This window comes from Ruegeria sp. CL7 (assembly GCF_056536445.1).
On sequence record NZ_JBQFPQ010000001.1, the window covers coordinates 294,428 to 310,029 of the forward strand.

General features: G+C 59.1%; 13 protein-coding genes. 6 read left to right on the top strand and 7 right to left on the bottom strand.

What is annotated here, in order from left to right; translation table 11 throughout:
* Nucleotides 1-38: 38 nt before the first annotated feature.
* The 4 genes from ggt to ACR0LI_RS01460 all read left to right on the top strand — a co-directional run bounded on the left by ggt (nt 39) and on the right by ACR0LI_RS01460 (nt 6,344).
* A complete protein-coding gene (gene ggt / locus ACR0LI_RS01445; protein WP_480717900.1) occupies nt 39-1,826 on the top strand; it encodes a gamma-glutamyltransferase in 1,788 nt (595 codons plus the stop codon).
* A 93-nt stretch (nt 1,827-1,919) separates the two neighbouring features.
* Nucleotides 1,920-3,329 carry an FAD-binding oxidoreductase gene (locus ACR0LI_RS01450; RefSeq protein WP_171630751.1) on the top strand — a complete coding sequence of 470 codons (1,410 nt, stop codon included), beginning with the start codon at nt 1,920-1,922 and terminating at the stop codon, nt 3,327-3,329.
* Nucleotides 3,330-3,415: 86 nt separating this feature from the next.
* Nucleotides 3,416-3,628 carry a hypothetical protein gene (locus ACR0LI_RS01455; protein WP_480717901.1) on the top strand — a complete coding sequence of 71 codons (213 nt, stop codon included), beginning with the start codon at nt 3,416-3,418 and terminating at the stop codon, nt 3,626-3,628.
* 208 nt (nt 3,629-3,836) lie between these two features.
* On the top strand, nt 3,837-6,344 hold the full coding sequence (locus ACR0LI_RS01460) for a GcvT family protein (RefSeq protein ID WP_171630755.1): 2,508 nt from the start codon (nt 3,837-3,839) through the stop codon (nt 6,342-6,344).
* Nucleotides 6,345-6,386: 42 nt separating this feature from the next.
* Here ACR0LI_RS01460 and ACR0LI_RS01465 read toward each other — a convergent pair whose 3' ends face one another.
* From ACR0LI_RS01465 to ACR0LI_RS01475, 3 genes are all read right to left on the bottom strand, one after another.
* On the bottom strand, nt 6,387-6,722 hold the full coding sequence (locus tag ACR0LI_RS01465) for a carboxymuconolactone decarboxylase family protein (RefSeq protein WP_210092677.1): 336 nt from the start codon (nt 6,720-6,722) through the stop codon (nt 6,387-6,389).
* Between the two features lie 72 nt (nt 6,723-6,794).
* The gene (locus ACR0LI_RS01470) at nt 6,795-7,448 is read right to left on the bottom strand and encodes a DUF938 domain-containing protein (protein ID WP_480485392.1); all 654 of its coding nucleotides are present in this window, start codon (nt 7,446-7,448) and stop codon (nt 6,795-6,797) included.
* Nucleotides 7,445-8,518 (bottom strand): NAD(P)/FAD-dependent oxidoreductase, encoded by a 1,074-nt coding sequence (locus ACR0LI_RS01475; RefSeq protein WP_480717902.1) that lies wholly within the window; start codon nt 8,516-8,518, stop codon nt 7,445-7,447. The genes ACR0LI_RS01470 and ACR0LI_RS01475 overlap by 4 nt, the downstream gene beginning before the upstream one ends.
* A 186-nt stretch (nt 8,519-8,704) precedes the next feature.
* Between ACR0LI_RS01475 and ACR0LI_RS01480 the strand changes: the two genes are divergently transcribed.
* Together ACR0LI_RS01480 and ACR0LI_RS01485 are read left to right on the top strand one after the other, a co-directional pair.
* The gene (locus tag ACR0LI_RS01480) at nt 8,705-9,109 is read left to right on the top strand and encodes a hypothetical protein (protein ID WP_245217997.1); all 405 of its coding nucleotides are present in this window, start codon (nt 8,705-8,707) and stop codon (nt 9,107-9,109) included.
* A complete protein-coding gene (locus ACR0LI_RS01485; protein ID WP_480717903.1) occupies nt 9,106-10,338 on the top strand; it encodes an HlyD family secretion protein in 1,233 nt (410 codons plus the stop codon). Before ACR0LI_RS01480 ends, ACR0LI_RS01485 begins: the two co-directional genes overlap by 4 nt.
* Before the next feature lie 60 nt (nt 10,339-10,398).
* Here ACR0LI_RS01485 and ACR0LI_RS01490 read toward each other — a convergent pair whose 3' ends face one another.
* From ACR0LI_RS01490 to ACR0LI_RS01505, 4 genes are all read right to left on the bottom strand, one after another.
* Nucleotides 10,399-11,544 carry an iron-containing alcohol dehydrogenase gene (locus ACR0LI_RS01490; protein WP_480490729.1) on the bottom strand — a complete coding sequence of 382 codons (1,146 nt, stop codon included), beginning with the start codon at nt 11,542-11,544 and terminating at the stop codon, nt 10,399-10,401.
* Nucleotides 11,545-11,611: 67 nt separating this feature from the next.
* Complete coding sequence (locus ACR0LI_RS01495; protein ID WP_480717904.1) at nt 11,612-12,994, bottom strand: aldehyde dehydrogenase family protein; 1,383 nt, start codon at nt 12,992-12,994, stop codon at nt 11,612-11,614.
* Nucleotides 12,995-13,088: 94 nt separating this feature from the next.
* Nucleotides 13,089-14,441 carry a glutamine synthetase family protein gene (locus ACR0LI_RS01500; RefSeq protein ID WP_171205338.1) on the bottom strand — a complete coding sequence of 451 codons (1,353 nt, stop codon included), beginning with the start codon at nt 14,439-14,441 and terminating at the stop codon, nt 13,089-13,091.
* A gap of 90 nt (nt 14,442-14,531) precedes the next feature.
* Entirely contained in the window at nt 14,532-15,563 is a 1,032-nt protein-coding gene (locus ACR0LI_RS01505) for a TRAP transporter substrate-binding protein (protein WP_170343589.1), read from the bottom strand.
* Nucleotides 15,564-15,602 lie beyond the last annotated feature (39 nt).

Here is a 15,602-nt window from a genome sequence, read left to right on the forward strand (position 1 = left end):
GTTTTGATAATCAGGGATGTATCGGAGGATTTGATCAGATGAGACGTGTTTCAGTTCTACTGTTTTCTGCATTTTGTTTTGCTGCTCCGGGGGTCGCTCAGGAAGCGGCCGATGCCGTTGCGCCCGAAAAGGCCACGGAAGGGCAGGTACAGGCCATGACCGACGAAGTCATCGCGGCGCTCGAGGCCAAACTGGATGGCGTTCCGGTCACGTCCCAGAACTGGATGGTTGCCGCGGCCAACCCGCTGGCGGTGGAAGCCGGTGTCAGAGTATTGCGCGCAGGTGGGTCTGCCGCAGACGCCATGGTTGCGGTGCAGGTCGTGCTGGGCCTGGTCGAACCGCAATCCTCGGGCTTGGGCGGCGGTGCGTTTCTGGTCTGGTACGATGCAGCGACCGGTCAGATGACAACTCTGGACGGGCGAGAAACGGCGCCGCTGGCGGCTACACCGACCGTGTTTCAGGACGAAAACGGTGAGCCGCTGAAATTCTTCGATGCGGTTGTCGGTGGGCTGTCCGTGGGGACGCCGGGCACACCTGCTTTGCTGGAAGAGGCGCATCGCCGCTGGGGGCGTTCCTCGTGGCCCGGATTGTTTGCCGATGGAATCCGGTTGGCGGATGAAGGGTTCCTGGTGTCCCCACGTCTGGCCAGCCTGGTCGAAAAAGATGCCGAGCGCCTGTCACGCTTCCCGGAAACCGCTGAATATTTCCTGCCGGGGGGCGCACCGCTGCGACAGGGGCAGCGCCTAATGAACCCGGCTTATGCCGAAACGCTGCGTGTGTTGGCCAGTGACGGGGCGGCAGGATTCTATGGCGGTGAGATTGCCGCGGATATCGTGCGCACGGTTCGCAATGCTCCAAGCAATCCTGGTGTTCTGTCCGGTGCGGATCTTGCGCTGTATCAGGTGATCGAGCGCGAGCCGGTTTGCGCGGAATACCGCGCCTATGAAGTCTGCGGCATGGGCCCGCCGTCGTCGGGTGCGCTGACCGTGGGGCAAATTCTGGGGATGCTGAACGGCTATGATCTGGCGGCTATGGGGCCGGAAAGCGCCGAGGCCTGGCGGTTGATCGGGGACGCTTCGCGCCTCGCCTTTGCGGACCGGGGCCGGTACATGGCTGACAGCGATTTCGTGCCCATGCCGACCAAGGGGCTGGTTGATCCGGCCTACCTGTCGCAAAGAGCGGAATTGCTGAACACCGAAGGCGCGCTGGCAGATGTCGGGCCCGGTCAGCCGGAGTTCGACCACGCGCTGAACTGGGCGGATGATGTGTCGCTGGAGCTGCCTTCGACCTCGCATATCTCGATTGTAGACAGCTATGGCAACGTGCTGTCGATGACCACGACCATCGAAAACGGCTTTGGCTCACGTCTGATGACGAACGGGTTCCTTCTGAACAACGAACTGACGGATTTTTCGTTCAAGACCCACAGCGATGGTGTGCCGATCGCCAACCGGCTGGAACCCGGAAAACGCCCGCGTTCGTCCATGAGCCCGACCATCGTGATGCAGGATGACGCGCCGGTTCTGGCGATTGGCTCGCCGGGCGGCAGTCGGATCATCGGCTATGTGGCCAAATCGATCATCGCATGGGCCGACTGGGGCATGGATGTGCAACAAGCCGTGTCGCTGCCGCATCTTGTCAATCGTTTCGGAACATATGATGTCGAGGCCGGGACCGCTGCCGAAGGCTTTTCCGACGGGCTGACCCAGTTTGGGTTCGAGGTAAACCCGCGTGACCTGACATCTGGCCTTCACGCCATCGAAATCGGAGACGGGCTGAGCGGTGGTGCCGACCCCCGTCGCGAAGGTATTGCGCTGGGCGAATAGGGCCTCGGTATTTGTGGGGATTGCCGGCACTTGGCGGGCCCTTTAGTCATGGACTGAACGGCCCGCAACGTGCTGGGACAGGGGAGGATGACGATGGTGCAGGCGACCGCTTTGCCTCGGAATGAAACAGGTATTGAAACCGTCATAGGCGTTCTGAAACAACGTTTTGGCGACAGGTTGCAAACGGGTACCGCGATCCGTGAACAGCACGGGCACACCACGACCTGGATCGAAAACCAGAGCCCGGATGCTGTGGTTTTCCCGCATACTACGCAGGACGTGTCGGAAATTGTCAAAACCTGTGCCGCGCACCGGGTGCCGGTGATTCCCTTTGGCACGGGAACGTCGCTGGAAGGGCATGTGAATGCGCCAGCAGGGGGGATCTCGGTCGATCTGATGCAGATGGACAAGGTGCTGGCTGTCCACGCCGAAGATCTGGATTGTGTCGTGCAGCCCGGCGTCACGCGCGAGGCGCTGAACACCCACTTGCGGGATCAGGGTTTGTTCTTTCCGATTGACCCGGGGGCGAATGCCTCGCTGGGCGGTATGGCCGCGACCCGCGCGTCGGGCACCAATGCGGTGCGATACGGAACGATGCGGGACAACGTTCTCAGCCTCGAGGCGGTGATGCCGGACGGCCAGATCATCCGTACCGGTCACAGGGCCAAGAAGTCATCGGCCGGGTATGATCTGGCACGCCTTCTGATTGGGGCGGAAGGCACGTTGGGTATCATCACCGAGCTGACTCTGCGCTTGCAGGGCATCCCCGAAGCGATCAGCTCGGCCAGGTGTTCCTTTCCTTCGGTCGATGCCGCGTGCCGCGCGGTGATGATGACCATTCAGTATGGCATTCCGGTCGCCCGAATAGAGTTGCTGGATGAAATGTCGGTTCAGGCGGCAAACGCCTATTCCGGGCTGAGCCTGCCGGAAACGCCATTGCTGCTGCTGGAATTCCATGGCTCTGAAAGCGGTGCGGCGGAACAGGCTGAAACCTTTGGTCAGATCGCCCGGGAATTCGGCGGTACAGATTTTGCTGCGACCTCGACCACCGAAGAACGGAACAAGCTTTGGCAGGCGCGCCATGATATGTATTGGGCATGTCTGCAACTGCGCCCCGGCGCGCGTGGTATTTCAACGGATGTCTGCGTGCCGATCTCGCGCCTGGCGGAGTGTGTGACAAGCACTCAGCAGAAGGCAGCTGATCTTGGCTTGCTCGCGCCAATGGTGGGGCATGTGGGGGATGGGAACTTTCACTCGCTTCTTTTGATCGACATGCAGAACGCCGAAGAAGTCGCCAAGGCCGAAGAGTTTGTCGGGTGGTTGAACGACCTGGCAATTTCAATGGAGGGCACCTGTACAGGTGAACACGGAATCGGTCAGGGCAAGCGGCCATACCTCATCAAGGAACTGGGCGCCGCCACGCAGTATATGGCCGCAATCAAGGCTGCTTTGGACCCCGAGAACATCATGAATCCCGGCAAGGTTTTGGCGGGCCAATCCTAGCGGTTTTCGCGTTCTGGCCGGCATTGCGCCTTCAAATCGTCCACATGTTCTGGTCTCACCGACTCGGTTAGGAACAGGTGGCCGACATGAGCGCAAAATATCTGGCAGGGTTTGCAGCGATCTGCGGGATCGCCGTTGTTGGGCTGGACTATTATCAGCAGGCCAAGGCATCCGAAAACGGGCTGGGCTTCAAAGGTTATGTTACCTCGGTATCCGCGCGTGTCGGGATTTCGGAAAGTCGGCTTGAAGCTGATGCCCAACCTTCACAGCCCGAGGAACCTGCGGCGAAGACACCGTAAGAGGAAGTTCGGAAACTTGTCTGCACCACGATCGGGACAAGCAAGCGCTGTCGCTCCAGCGGTTGAGATCACGGGTTTCATGTCAGATCTGCGACCCGCATTCGATCATCGGGTCGTTTTTTTCATATCACTGGTCGGATGAATGTCGCGCGATCCCCCTCAAGTGCGCCATATGGTGTCAACTGATTTCAAGGGGAGACGCCCGGTTATGAAAACCCAAGTCAAAGCACTGGTTGTTGGCGGCGGCGCCGTTGGGACCTCGATTGCCTACCATCTGGCCAAAGCGGGCTGGGATGATGTGATGTTGATCGAACGGGACGAGCTGACGTCCGGGTCCACCTGGCACGCGGCTGGTCTGCTGCCATTGTTCAACATGTCCTATGCGACAACTCACATCCACAAGTACTCGGTCGACTTCTACAAGACGCTGGAAGAAGAAACCGGGCTGAACGCGGGCTTTGCCGTCGTCGGCAACCTGCGCATGGCACAGACGCAGGAGCGCATGGATGAGTACATGCTCTACGCCTCCACCGCCGAAACCTGCGATGTTGCCTATGAGTGGCTGACCCCCGAGCAGATCAAGGAACGTTGGCCGTTGATCGAGACATCGGATCTGAAGGGCGCAATCTACCATACCGAAGACGGGTATATTAACCCGGCAGATGTGACGCAGGCCATGGCCAAGGGGGCCCGTCAGCGTGGCGTCGAGATCGTGCGCAAGATGCAGGCGGATGCCTTCCACTGGAACGGCACCCATTGGGAAGTCACCTGCACCAAGATGGTGGAAAAAGGCGGCAACCTTGTCGAAAGCGACGAAAAGGTTGTGATCACTGCCGAACATGTCGTCACTGCATCGGGCAACCACGCACAGCGCACCGCCAAGATGCTGGGCATCAAGATGCCGGCGATCCCGGTCGAACACACTTTCATCGTCATGGACAAAGACCCTGAACTGGTCAAATGGCGCGAAGCAGGCAACCCCGAACACCCCGTCGTGCGCGACGCCGACAATGAATCCTACGCCCGTGAAGAACGCGGCGGCTGGATTCTGGGTATCTATGAACATGGCGCCCCCGCGCGGTTTGAACACGGTGTACCGGACAGCTTCCGCGCGGATCTGTTCCCGCTGGATTTGGATCGGATTGCGGATCAGTACATGGCGATGGCCGAACGTGTGCCGTCCTGTGCTGAATCCGGCCTGAAAGACGATTTCAACGGCCCGATCTGCTATACGCCTGACGGCAACCCGCTGGTCGGTCCTGCGCCGGGCCTGCGCAACATGTGGCTGGCCGAAGGTTTCAGCTTTGGTATCACTGCCGCAGGCGGCACCGGCTATTATCTGGCGCAGATGATGGTCGATGGCGAAGCCGAAATCGATATGGCCTCGCTGGACCCCAAACGCTATTCCAGCAACTGGATGACCACCGAGTTCGCGGCCCGCAAGAACGAAGAGTGCTATGAGCACGTCTATATCCTGCACCACCCGGACGAAGAGCGTGAAGCCTGCCGTCCGCTGCGGACCGTTCCGGCCTACGACCGTCAGAAAGCGCGCGGTGCCCAGTTCGGCTGGGTCAACGGCTGGGAACGTCCGAACTACTTCGGCCCTGTCGATGCGCCCGAGAACTTCGACAAAGAAGCACGCTCGTTCCGTCGTGGCGGCTGGTGGCAATATGCCGTCGAAGAAGCCAAGGCGATCCGCGAAGGCGTCGGCCTGATCGACGCATCGGCCTTCACCAAGCACGTCGTCAAAGGCCCCGGTGCGACTCAGTTCCTGGATTGGTTCACCTGCAACAAGCTGCCCAAGGTTGGTCGTATCAACCTGACCTACGCGCTGACATCGCACGGCACCACCCGCACCGAATACACCATCGTCCGCAATGGCGAGAACAACTATTACCTCGTCTCTGCCGGTGCCTGGACCGAGTACGACGCCGATTATCTGCGCAAGGCGGCCGAGGACAAGATGGAGGAGTTCGGTTACATCGAGATCCAGGACGTGACCACGCAATGGGGTGTTTTCGCCATCGCCGGACCCAAGTCGCGTGACGTTCTGAAAGAGGTCATCAAAGATGCCGATCCGGAAACCGCACTGTCCAACAAGCGCTTCCCTTGGCTTTCGGCGCGCCAGATCGAACTGGGCATGTGCCCGGTCAACGCGATCCGCGTGGCCTATACCGGTGAGCTGGGCTGGGAACTGCACCACCCGATCGAGATGCAGAACTACCTGTTCGACCTGCTTGAAAAGGCCGGTGAGAAGCATGGCATGAAGCTGGTTGGCGCGCGAGCCCAGAACTGGCTGCGTCAGGAGAAATCCTATCGCGCATTCGGCACCGAACTGGGCCGCGACGCGACTCCGCTGGAAGCCGACCTGCCGCGTTTTGTCGACCTGTCCAAGGACTTCTACGGTAAGGCCAAGCTGGAAGAGACCGGCGTGCGCGTCAAATGCTGCACCCTGCTGATCGACGGACCGGACGATGCAGATCCGTGGGGCCGCGAGGCGCTGTACACACCAGAAGGTGAGCGCGTGGGTCGATTGACCTCGGGCGGCTACTCGGTGGCGTTCGAGAAATCCATTGGCATGGGTTACGTGAAGCCTGAAATGGCGGTCGAAGGCACCAAGCTGCAGGTCAAAATTCAGGACAAGCTGTGGGATGCGGTCGTCACCTGCGACAGCCCCTACGATCCGAAAAACGAAACCATCCGCAAGGACGGTTGATCGAAGAAAGGCCCCGGAAACCTTCGGGGCCTTTTCTTTTTGTCATCCAGACAGTTCGTCGAAGCATTCCAGCGCCTTGGCCGCGTACATCATGGCTGGGCCGCCGCCCATCTGGATCGCCATGGCCAACACGTCGGACACTTCTTCCCGGGTCGCACCGGCCTTGATCAAAGCTTCGGTGTGCAGGGTGATGCAGGGTTCGCATCGCAGGGTGACTGACATGCCCAACGCAATGAATTCCTTGGTCTTGTAGTCGAGCGTCCCGCCCTCTTTGACGGCTTTGCCAAGCGCTCCGAATGCGCGTGACGTATCGGGAATGGATCCGTTCAGGTTTCGCAAACTCTTTCGTGTTGCCGAGAGTTTTTCTTGCCATGCCATTGCTGAGTGCCCTTCTTCATATCTAGCAACTGGAATATGAATTGGGTTGCGGCTGTTTGACTTTGATCTCGATCAGACGTCAGGGCGTTCGGCAATGAACGCTAGATTGTTGGCAGGCATTTCGACCGGTGCCAGCGCGAGCAGGCCGACGTTTTCGAACAGGTTCAGAATGTCCACGTCGTTTTTATAGCCGATTTGCGGGTCTTGCTGGATCAAAGCCTTATGAAAGTGGACATCCCCGTCACTGATGAGTTTGCCCGAACGTTTGAACGGGCCGTACAAGATGAACCGGCCCATTGGTGACAGGGATTGTGCGACCTCTGAAATGATGGTTCTGGTTTCCTGCCAACTGATCAAGTGAATCAAGTTTATCAAAACGATCAGATCCTGGCCGAAAAACCGCCTGTGCCAGCCTGATGTCGCTGCATCCAGTTCTGCGACCCGCGCGACATTGGGCAGGTTGCGGGTATAGGCATCGATGCTCACGCGCCGCTCAGGGTCAACTTCCGAAGGCTGCCAGGTCAGCCCGGGCAGCACTTCGGCGAAGGCCCTGACATGCTGACCAGTCCCGCTTGCGATTTCCAATGCGTGGCCCTGGGGCGGGCCCCATTCTTGCAACACAGCACACAGGGCGTCCGTGTTCCGGGATGCTGCCGGGGCCACCAGCTTGCCATCTTCAGACGCATTGGCGACGCTTGCAGAAGAGGGGAGGCTGCGTTTGATCATCGTTCCAGCCTGTCAGGGGTCAACATGCCTATTATGTCAGGTTCCAGCTCGGGTGTGTTTCCGACAACAAGATCGCACAGCAGTTGCGAGGCCGCCGGTGAGGTTTGAAAACCATACCCGCCCTGACCGCCACACCAGACAAACGAAGGGTCCAGCGGGTCGCGCCCAAGCACCAAGGTCCCGTCCGGGGCAAAACTGCGCAAGCCCGCCCAATTCGTTTCCACCCTTGTGACAGGCTCGGTCATCAGTTCCTCATACCGTGCCAGACCTTCTGCCAGCACCATATCATCGGCATAAGCATCCTGTGGCGGAACTGGATCGGCTTCGGATGGTGAGACCAGCAGCTTGCCCGCATCCGGTTTGGCGTACCATGTTTCGCCGGCGCCCAGCATCATCGGCCAGATGGAAACGTCATGCCCTCCGGGGGCGGGAAGACGCGCCATCGACCGACGGCGAGGTGTGAGGCCGATACCGGGCAGCCCCGCAAGCTGTGCAACCTCATCCACCCAGGCCCCTGCTGCGTTGATCAGAGTGCGGGCTTCAAAGATCTCACCGGCCTCAACCACCCAGTGCTTTTCTTTTCGAATGCCGGTGACTCTGCTTTTCGTCGAAACCGTTCCATCGTTTTGCCGGATGGTCCGGGCGAAATCCTGCAACAGGCGATCCGTATCGATGTCAAAGGCCGCTTCGCTGATGGCTGCAAACCCGACCTTGTCCGGATCCAGAATCGGAACGCGCGATATCGCCTGATCCATCGGTATTTTCACCATGTTCAGATCGGCGCAATCGGCTTCGAACATGTCGGGCTGGTCAATTGCCCCGACCAGCATCAATCCGCGCGGGGTCAGGTAACCGCCATTCTGCGTATGAAGAAAGGCAGCCCCCGCTTTGTTCAATGCGACGACCGAAGGCGGTCCATAGCTTTCTTCGAACAACGCCGCTGACCGGCCCGAGGCGTGATAGCCCAGGGCATCTTCCGCTTCCAGAACCACCACGGTTCCGTGCTGCGACAGGCGCGCACCGGCGCTCAGCCCGGCGATGCCGCCTCCGACTATCAGGAAATCAATCATGACTTGCGATCCATCCTGTACAGAGACGCTACAGGTTCCTTGAGTTTCATGCTGACGCCAAAGCTCCTCATTCGCCACGCGTTTGGTTTTCCGGACTATAAGCAGCCTTGAAATTGTGCTTCAACCCGGTCAAAGAAGTATCAAAATAAACAGGAGGGTAAGGTGACCGCAGCAGACGTTCATCCAATGGCCACAGGGCATATTCCAGGATATGTTGTCGCAGCTGACGGAAGCGATTACCTTTTCTCCGCCATGGTCGTTTTTTTCGTCGTTCTCGTGGTGCTGATCGGTGTCGGATACCTGACGCTGCATTCGGTTCCTGAAAAAATGGCCCACGAAAACAATCACCCGCAATTTCAGTTGGTGGGTATTCTGGCGCTGCTGGCGCTATTTACCCATAATGGGCTTTTCTGGGTTGCTGCAATATTGGTCGCAGGGTTTCAGTTTCCGGATTTTGCCACCCCGCTTCGAAACATTGCCGATGCCATTCGTTCTCTGGGTCGGTCACCTGTTCTGGAACCAGTGCCTGAAACAACGGTGCCGGCATCGTCAGAATCCGAACCCAGCGACGCGCAGGAGCAAGCCATATGATCGAGACCATGCTCTGCGCCCTGATAACGGTGCTGCCCGACTATCTGTTCCGCCGTTTTGTACAGGGCAAGCGGATCGGTCACGAGATTACCTTGTTCACCATGTGGTACGAACTGCGCTGGGGTTTGACCACCTGTGCCATTCTGGCGCTGACCGTCATTACCACACTGTTTTATTTTCATCCGGCCAGCAAAACCGCGGCATCCTATTTCCGAACGGTGACCATTCTGCCGCAATTGGGCGGTCGTGTTTCCGAGGTTTTCGTCAAGAACAACGAACTGGTAACCGCAGGACAACCGATCTTCCGGATCGAGGATTTCAGCCAGACTGCTCAGGTTCAGGCGGCAAATGCGCAGATTGCACAGGTGCAGGCCTCGCTTAGGGTTGCGGAAACCGATTTGGCCGAGGCGGAAGCTGGAATTGCAGGTGCCAAGGCAGCGCTTGCGCAGTCTCTGGAGGATCTTGAGCGCAACACAACCTTGCGAGATGAGGGTTCAAGCGCCGTAAGACTGGCCGAGATTGAGAGGCTGGAAAACCTTGTCGCCGAGCGAGAGGCCCAGGTTCTTGCAGCGGAATCCAAACGTGCTGCGGTTGAGCAGCAGATCGAAGAACTGATCCCCGCGCAGCTGGCCAGTGCCATTGCGCAACTGGATGCTGCGCAGACCGAGTTGGACAAGACGGTGATCACCGCGGGCGTCACAGGGCGGGTCGAACAGTTCGGCCTTCAGGTCGGTGACTACGTAAGCCCATTGTTGCGCCCCGCGGGCATTCTTGTGCCATCGCACACAGGGCATGATCGTTTTCAGGCCGCTTTCAACCAGCTCTCTGCCCAGGTTATCAAGCCGGGCATGATTGGTGAATTGGGCTGCATGACAAAGCCATTCACCGTGATCCCAACCGTGGTGGTCGAGGTGCAGGATGTCATCCCGTCCGGCCAGATCCGCCCATCGGACGAATTGCGGGACGTGCAGACCAACAACAATCCGGGCTCGATTCTGGTCTATATGGAGCCGCTATACAAAGGTATGGCCGATGACATTCCGCCGGGCAGCAATTGTCTGGCCAATGTCTACACAGACAACCACGAGCGGCTGGAGCACGAGGATCTGGGCTTTTGGGAGGCGGCCTTTCTGCACGTGGTCGACACGATCGGCGTGGTACATGCCGCGGGTCTGCGCCTGCGTTTGATCCTGATGCCGGTGAACACTCTGGTTTTGACCGGGCATTGATCTTATCTTGGCAATCCGAACGCGAAGGGCCCGGCAAGTTTCGCCGGGCCCTTTGGTTTCTTAAAGCGCTGCTTTGAACAGCTGCGTCAGGTTGTCTTTCGTCAACTCAATCGGGTTGCCGCCGCATGACGGATCGATGATCGCCCCTTCGACAAGCTCTGGGATAGAAGCTTCGGTCACACCCAATTCGGACAATGTGCGGGGGATGCCAAGGCTGTCGTTGAAATTCTGCACGAAGGCGCGGAAACCATCGAAGCCGCCGTCGATGCCCAGATATGCCGCAGCTTGCTGGAACCGGTCTGCAATGGCCGGGGCGTTGAAGTCCAGCACCGCGGGCATGCAGACGGCGTTCGTGGTGCCGTGATGGGTGTTGAATACCGCACCTATTGGGTGGCTCATCGCGTGGATCGCGCCAAGGCCCTTCTGGAAAGCCGTTGCGCCCATGGCAGCGGCGCTCATCATCTGGGCGCGGGCCTCGATATCGGTGCCGTCTGCATAGGCACGGGGCAAATACTCCTTCACCAGTCGCATACCCTCCAGCGCGATGCCCTGGCTCATCGGGTGATAATGCGGGCTCGAGAAGGCTTCGACACAATGCGCGAAGGCGTCCAGGCCAGTTCCTGCCGTGATGAACTTGGGCATCCCGACGGTCAGCTCCGGGTCGCAAATCACCACGGTCGGCAGAACCTTGGGATGAAAGATGATTTTCTTGGCATGGGTCTCGGAATTGGTGATGACGCTCGCGCGGCCCACTTCCGATCCTGTCCCTGCGGTGGTCGGAACGGCAATGATTGGCGCGATCACGTCGGCATCGGCTCGTGTCCACCAGTCGCCGATATCCTCGAAATCCCAAACGGGGCGCGTCTGACCGGCCATGAAGGCGACCATCTTGCCCAGATCCAGACCAGAGCCGCCGCCAAAGGCGATCACCCCGTCATGACCACCTGCGTTATAGGCCGCAACTCCGGCTTCAAGGTTCTTCTCATTCGGGTTGGGGTCCACATCGCTGAACAGGCCGCAGCCCAGTCCCGCGGCTTCCATGATGTCCAGTGTCGCGCTGGTGATGGGCAGATCGGCCAGCCCCTTGTCCGTGACCAGCAATGGTTTCTTCATTCCGGCGGCGGCGCAGGCTTCGGGCAATTCCCTGATGCGCCCGGCTCCGAATTTGATGGAGGTCGGATAGGACCAGTTTCCAACAAGTGTCATGTCAGGTTTCCTTTGCAAAATAAGGCCTGCTTCGGCGAGGGGGTGGGTCCGAAGCAGGCCGTCGTCCTTAGCCCGTTACCTTTTTGAGGTGGTAGGATTTGGGACGTGTCAGGTTGTGATATCCGATGACGGACAAACCGCCGCCGCGCCCGGTATTCTTGCAGCCCGTCCAGCACAGGCCGGGGTCCAGATAATCGGCGCGGTTCATGAACACGGTCCCGGTTTCGATCCGGTCACCTACCCGCGCTGCACGATCCACATCGCGGGTCCACAGGCTGGCAGTCAGGCCAAACTCACTGTCATTCATCAAGGCGATGGCCTCCTCATCCGAGAACACTTTCATGATGCTCACCACGGGCCCAAAGCTTTCGTCCCGCATCACGCGCATGTCATGTGTGACATTGGTCAGGATTTGCGGTGTCAGGTACGCGCCACCGTCGTCTTCAGCGAAGGTGTCGATATGCGCAACCGCACCGGCTGCAACCGCCTCGGCGATCTGGGCTCGCACCTCATCGGCAAACCGCACATTGGCCATCGGGCCAATCGTCGTCTCGGCATCCAGCGGATTGCCCAGCTTGTAACCCTTCACAATGTCCACTGCCTTGGCGACGAAGTCATCATAAAGGCTCTCGTGAACATAGATCCGCTCGATTCCGCAACAACACTGGCCCGAATTGAACATCGCACCGTCAATCAGCGTGTCGACCGCGGCATTCAGGTCGGCGTCGTCCATGACATAGCCGGGATCCTTGCCGCCCAGCTCGGTGCCGACGCCGGTAAACGTGCCCGCCGCGGCACGTTCCATCGCCTGACCGCCGCCGACTGATCCGGTGAAGTTCACGAAGTCAAATGCGTTGCCCGCGATCAGGTCGTTGGTCACGTCATGGCTCAGGAACACATTCTGGAACACGTCCTCGGGCACACCTGCCGAATGGAACGCCTTTGCCATGCGCTTGCCCACCAGCAGCGTCTGTGTCGCGTGTTTCAGGACGACCGTATTGCCCGCGATCAGCGCCGGTGCGACCGTGTTGATCGCCGTCATATAGGGATAGTTCCAGGGCGCCACCACAAAGACCACCCCATGAGGAATGCGCTTGATGTAGCGTTTGAACGTTTCGTCTTCGCCGACGGCGATATCTGCCAGGGACGTCTCGGCAATCTCCGCCATATGGCTGGCGCGTTCGTTGAATCCACCGAACTCGCCGCCATAACGCACCGGGCGTCCCATCATATGGGCCAGTTCCGGCACGATCTCATCGTTCATGGCGCCAACGGCGGCCACACCCGCCATCACAAGATCGATCCGCTCCTGCAACGGACGGGCTGCCCATTCCGCCTGAGCAGCCCGAGCACGCGCCGCGGCCCCGAACGCGGCCTCTCGCGACAACACTTCACGTTCGGCAAAAACCGATCCGTCGATCGGCGAGACACATTTCAACATCTGCCCCATTTTCACTCCATTTCCGAAAGAAACAGGATCCCTGCTTCATCTGGCCCAAAATATCCCGGGGGTCTGGGGGCAGAGCCCCCAGCGTGACCCGACCTCACGCCCGCTCGAACCCGCGGGCAATTTCCCAATCCGTGACCACGCGTTCGAACTCCTCGATCTCGACCTCTGCGGCACGGGTATAGTGGTCGACGACGTCATCGCCCATGGCCGCGCGCAACATGACCGATCCGTGCAGCGCATCCCGCGCCGCACGAAGGTTGCCCGGGATCATGGCAGTCTCACCCTGATATACGTCGCCCTTGGTCGGCGGTTGCAGATCCAGCCCTTCCTCGATGCCCGCGATCCCTGCCGCCAGCATGCCAGCCATCGCCAGATAGGGGTTCATATCTGAGCCCGGAATTCGACACTCGACGCGTACGGCCTTGGTGCCGTCACCGCACAGGCGGAACCCGGCGGTGCGGTTGTCCACAGACCAGATGATCCGCGTTGGCGCGAAGGTGCCTTTCATGAAGCGTTTGTAACTGTTGATGTAAGGTGCCATGAAATAAGTGTAATCAGGGGCATATTTCAGCAGCCCAGCCATATAGCTTTTCATCAGCGCCGACATGCCCAGATCGTCCCCGGCGTCATAGAAAGCAGGCTGTCCATCCGCCCACAGTGACTGGTGCACGTGAGATGAACTGCCGACTTTCTCGTGGTGCCATTTCGGCAGGAACGTCGCTGCGTGACCATGTTGCCACGCGATCTCTTTCACAGCGTTCTTGGCGATTGAATGATACTCGGCCGTTTCCATCGCGGGCGCGTATTTGATGTTCAGCTCTTCCTGTCCGGTCTCGGCCTCACCTTTGGAGTTCTCAACCGGAATGCCCGCATCCCACAGATGGTTGCGGATCGGACGCATCACATGCTCTTCCTTGGTGGTCTGAAGGATGTGATAGTCTTCGTTATAGCCCGAGATCGGCTCCAGATCCCGAAATCCTTCCTTGCGGATCTGGTCAAAGCTTTTCTCGAACAGGAAAAACTCAAGCTCGGTCGCCGTCATGGCGTCATAACCCATGGCTTTCAAACGGCTGACCTGTTTTTTCAGGATTGAACGCGGCGCGTGCGGCACTTCCTCGTGCGTGTGATGATCCAGCACGTCACACATCACCATCACCGTGCCTTCAAGCCACGGCACCGGGCGCAGGGTGCTGAGGTCCGGTTTCATGACATAATCGCCATAGCCCCGTTCCCAACTGGTCGAGGCGTAGCCATCGGGTGTCGCCATCTCCAGATCGGTGGCCAGAAGGTAGTTGCAGCAATGGGTCTCTTCCCATGCGCCAGCCACGAAATGGCCCGCGTGAAAACGCTTGCCCATCAACCGGCCCTGCATGTCCACCATGCAGACCAAAACCGTATCAACCGAACCTTCGGATACCTGCGTTTTCAGATGTTCGAACGTGAGCATGTGCCACCTTTGTCTTTGCCGAAATCCTTCATCGGCCTTTCGTTCTTTCAGACCCGCCCCCACGCAAGGGGCGGGTCGTTTGGCCAATTCTTAGCCGTAGCGGTAGGGCCGTCCAGCCTTGAGCATGTCGGCGTTGTACTGTTTGAAGATTTCAACAACCTTCGCCTTGGTTTCGGATTCGGCTGCGATCTCGTCCCAGAAGGCAACGGCCGCGGCTTCGACGGTTGCCCATTCTTCGTCCGGAATCGACGTCAGCTGCATCTTGTCTCCGTTGACGCGCAGGCTGGCTTCGCCGCCCCAGTACCACCACTGACGATAATAGTGTGACTGATCGGTGCAGACGCGGAACAGGGTCTGCAAATCTTCGGGCAGCTCGTTCCAGCGGTCCATGTTGGCAAAGAACGAACCGGCCCAGGCGCCCGAGATGTTGTTAGTCAGGAAGTAGTTGGTCACATCCGCCCAGCCGACAGTGTAGTCTTCGGTAATGCCGGACCACGCGATGCCGTCCAGCTCTCCGGTTTGAACCGCGACTTCGATGTCTTCCCAGGGCAGGGTGACCGGCACAACGCCGAACTGAGACAGGAAGCGGCCCGCGGTCGGGAAGGTAAACACACGTTTGCCCTGAAGGTCTGCCAGGCTGTTGATCGGGTCCTTCGTTGCAAAGTGGCACGGGTCCCAGGCACCGGCCGAGATGTGCTTGACGCCGACTTTCGAGTATTCCTCGTCCCAGATCTCGTTCAGCCCGTACTGGTTGAACAGAACCGGCACGTCCAGCGAGTAGCGCGAGGCAAAGGGGAAATAGCCGCCGAACACGGTGACCTCGGTGGGCGACGCCATCGAGTCATCATCCGACTGCACGGCATCAATCGTGCCGCGCTGCATGGCACGGAACAGCTCGCCCGTCGGAACCAGCTGGTCGGCATAGAACAGCTCGATCTGCATCCGGTCTCCGGCGATCGTGTTGAACATCTTGATGGCCGGGTCGATCACGTGTTCGGCCAGCGCCGGGCCGGCATAGGTCTGCATCCGCCATCTGATGGTCGATTGCGCCAGTGCAGGCGTCGCCAGAGCAGCGGCGGGAGCGGCCGCAGCACCTTTCAGAAATGTACGTCTGTTCGTCATTCTCTCTCTCCGTTGGTCAGTTTCGATTGTGCGGGGATT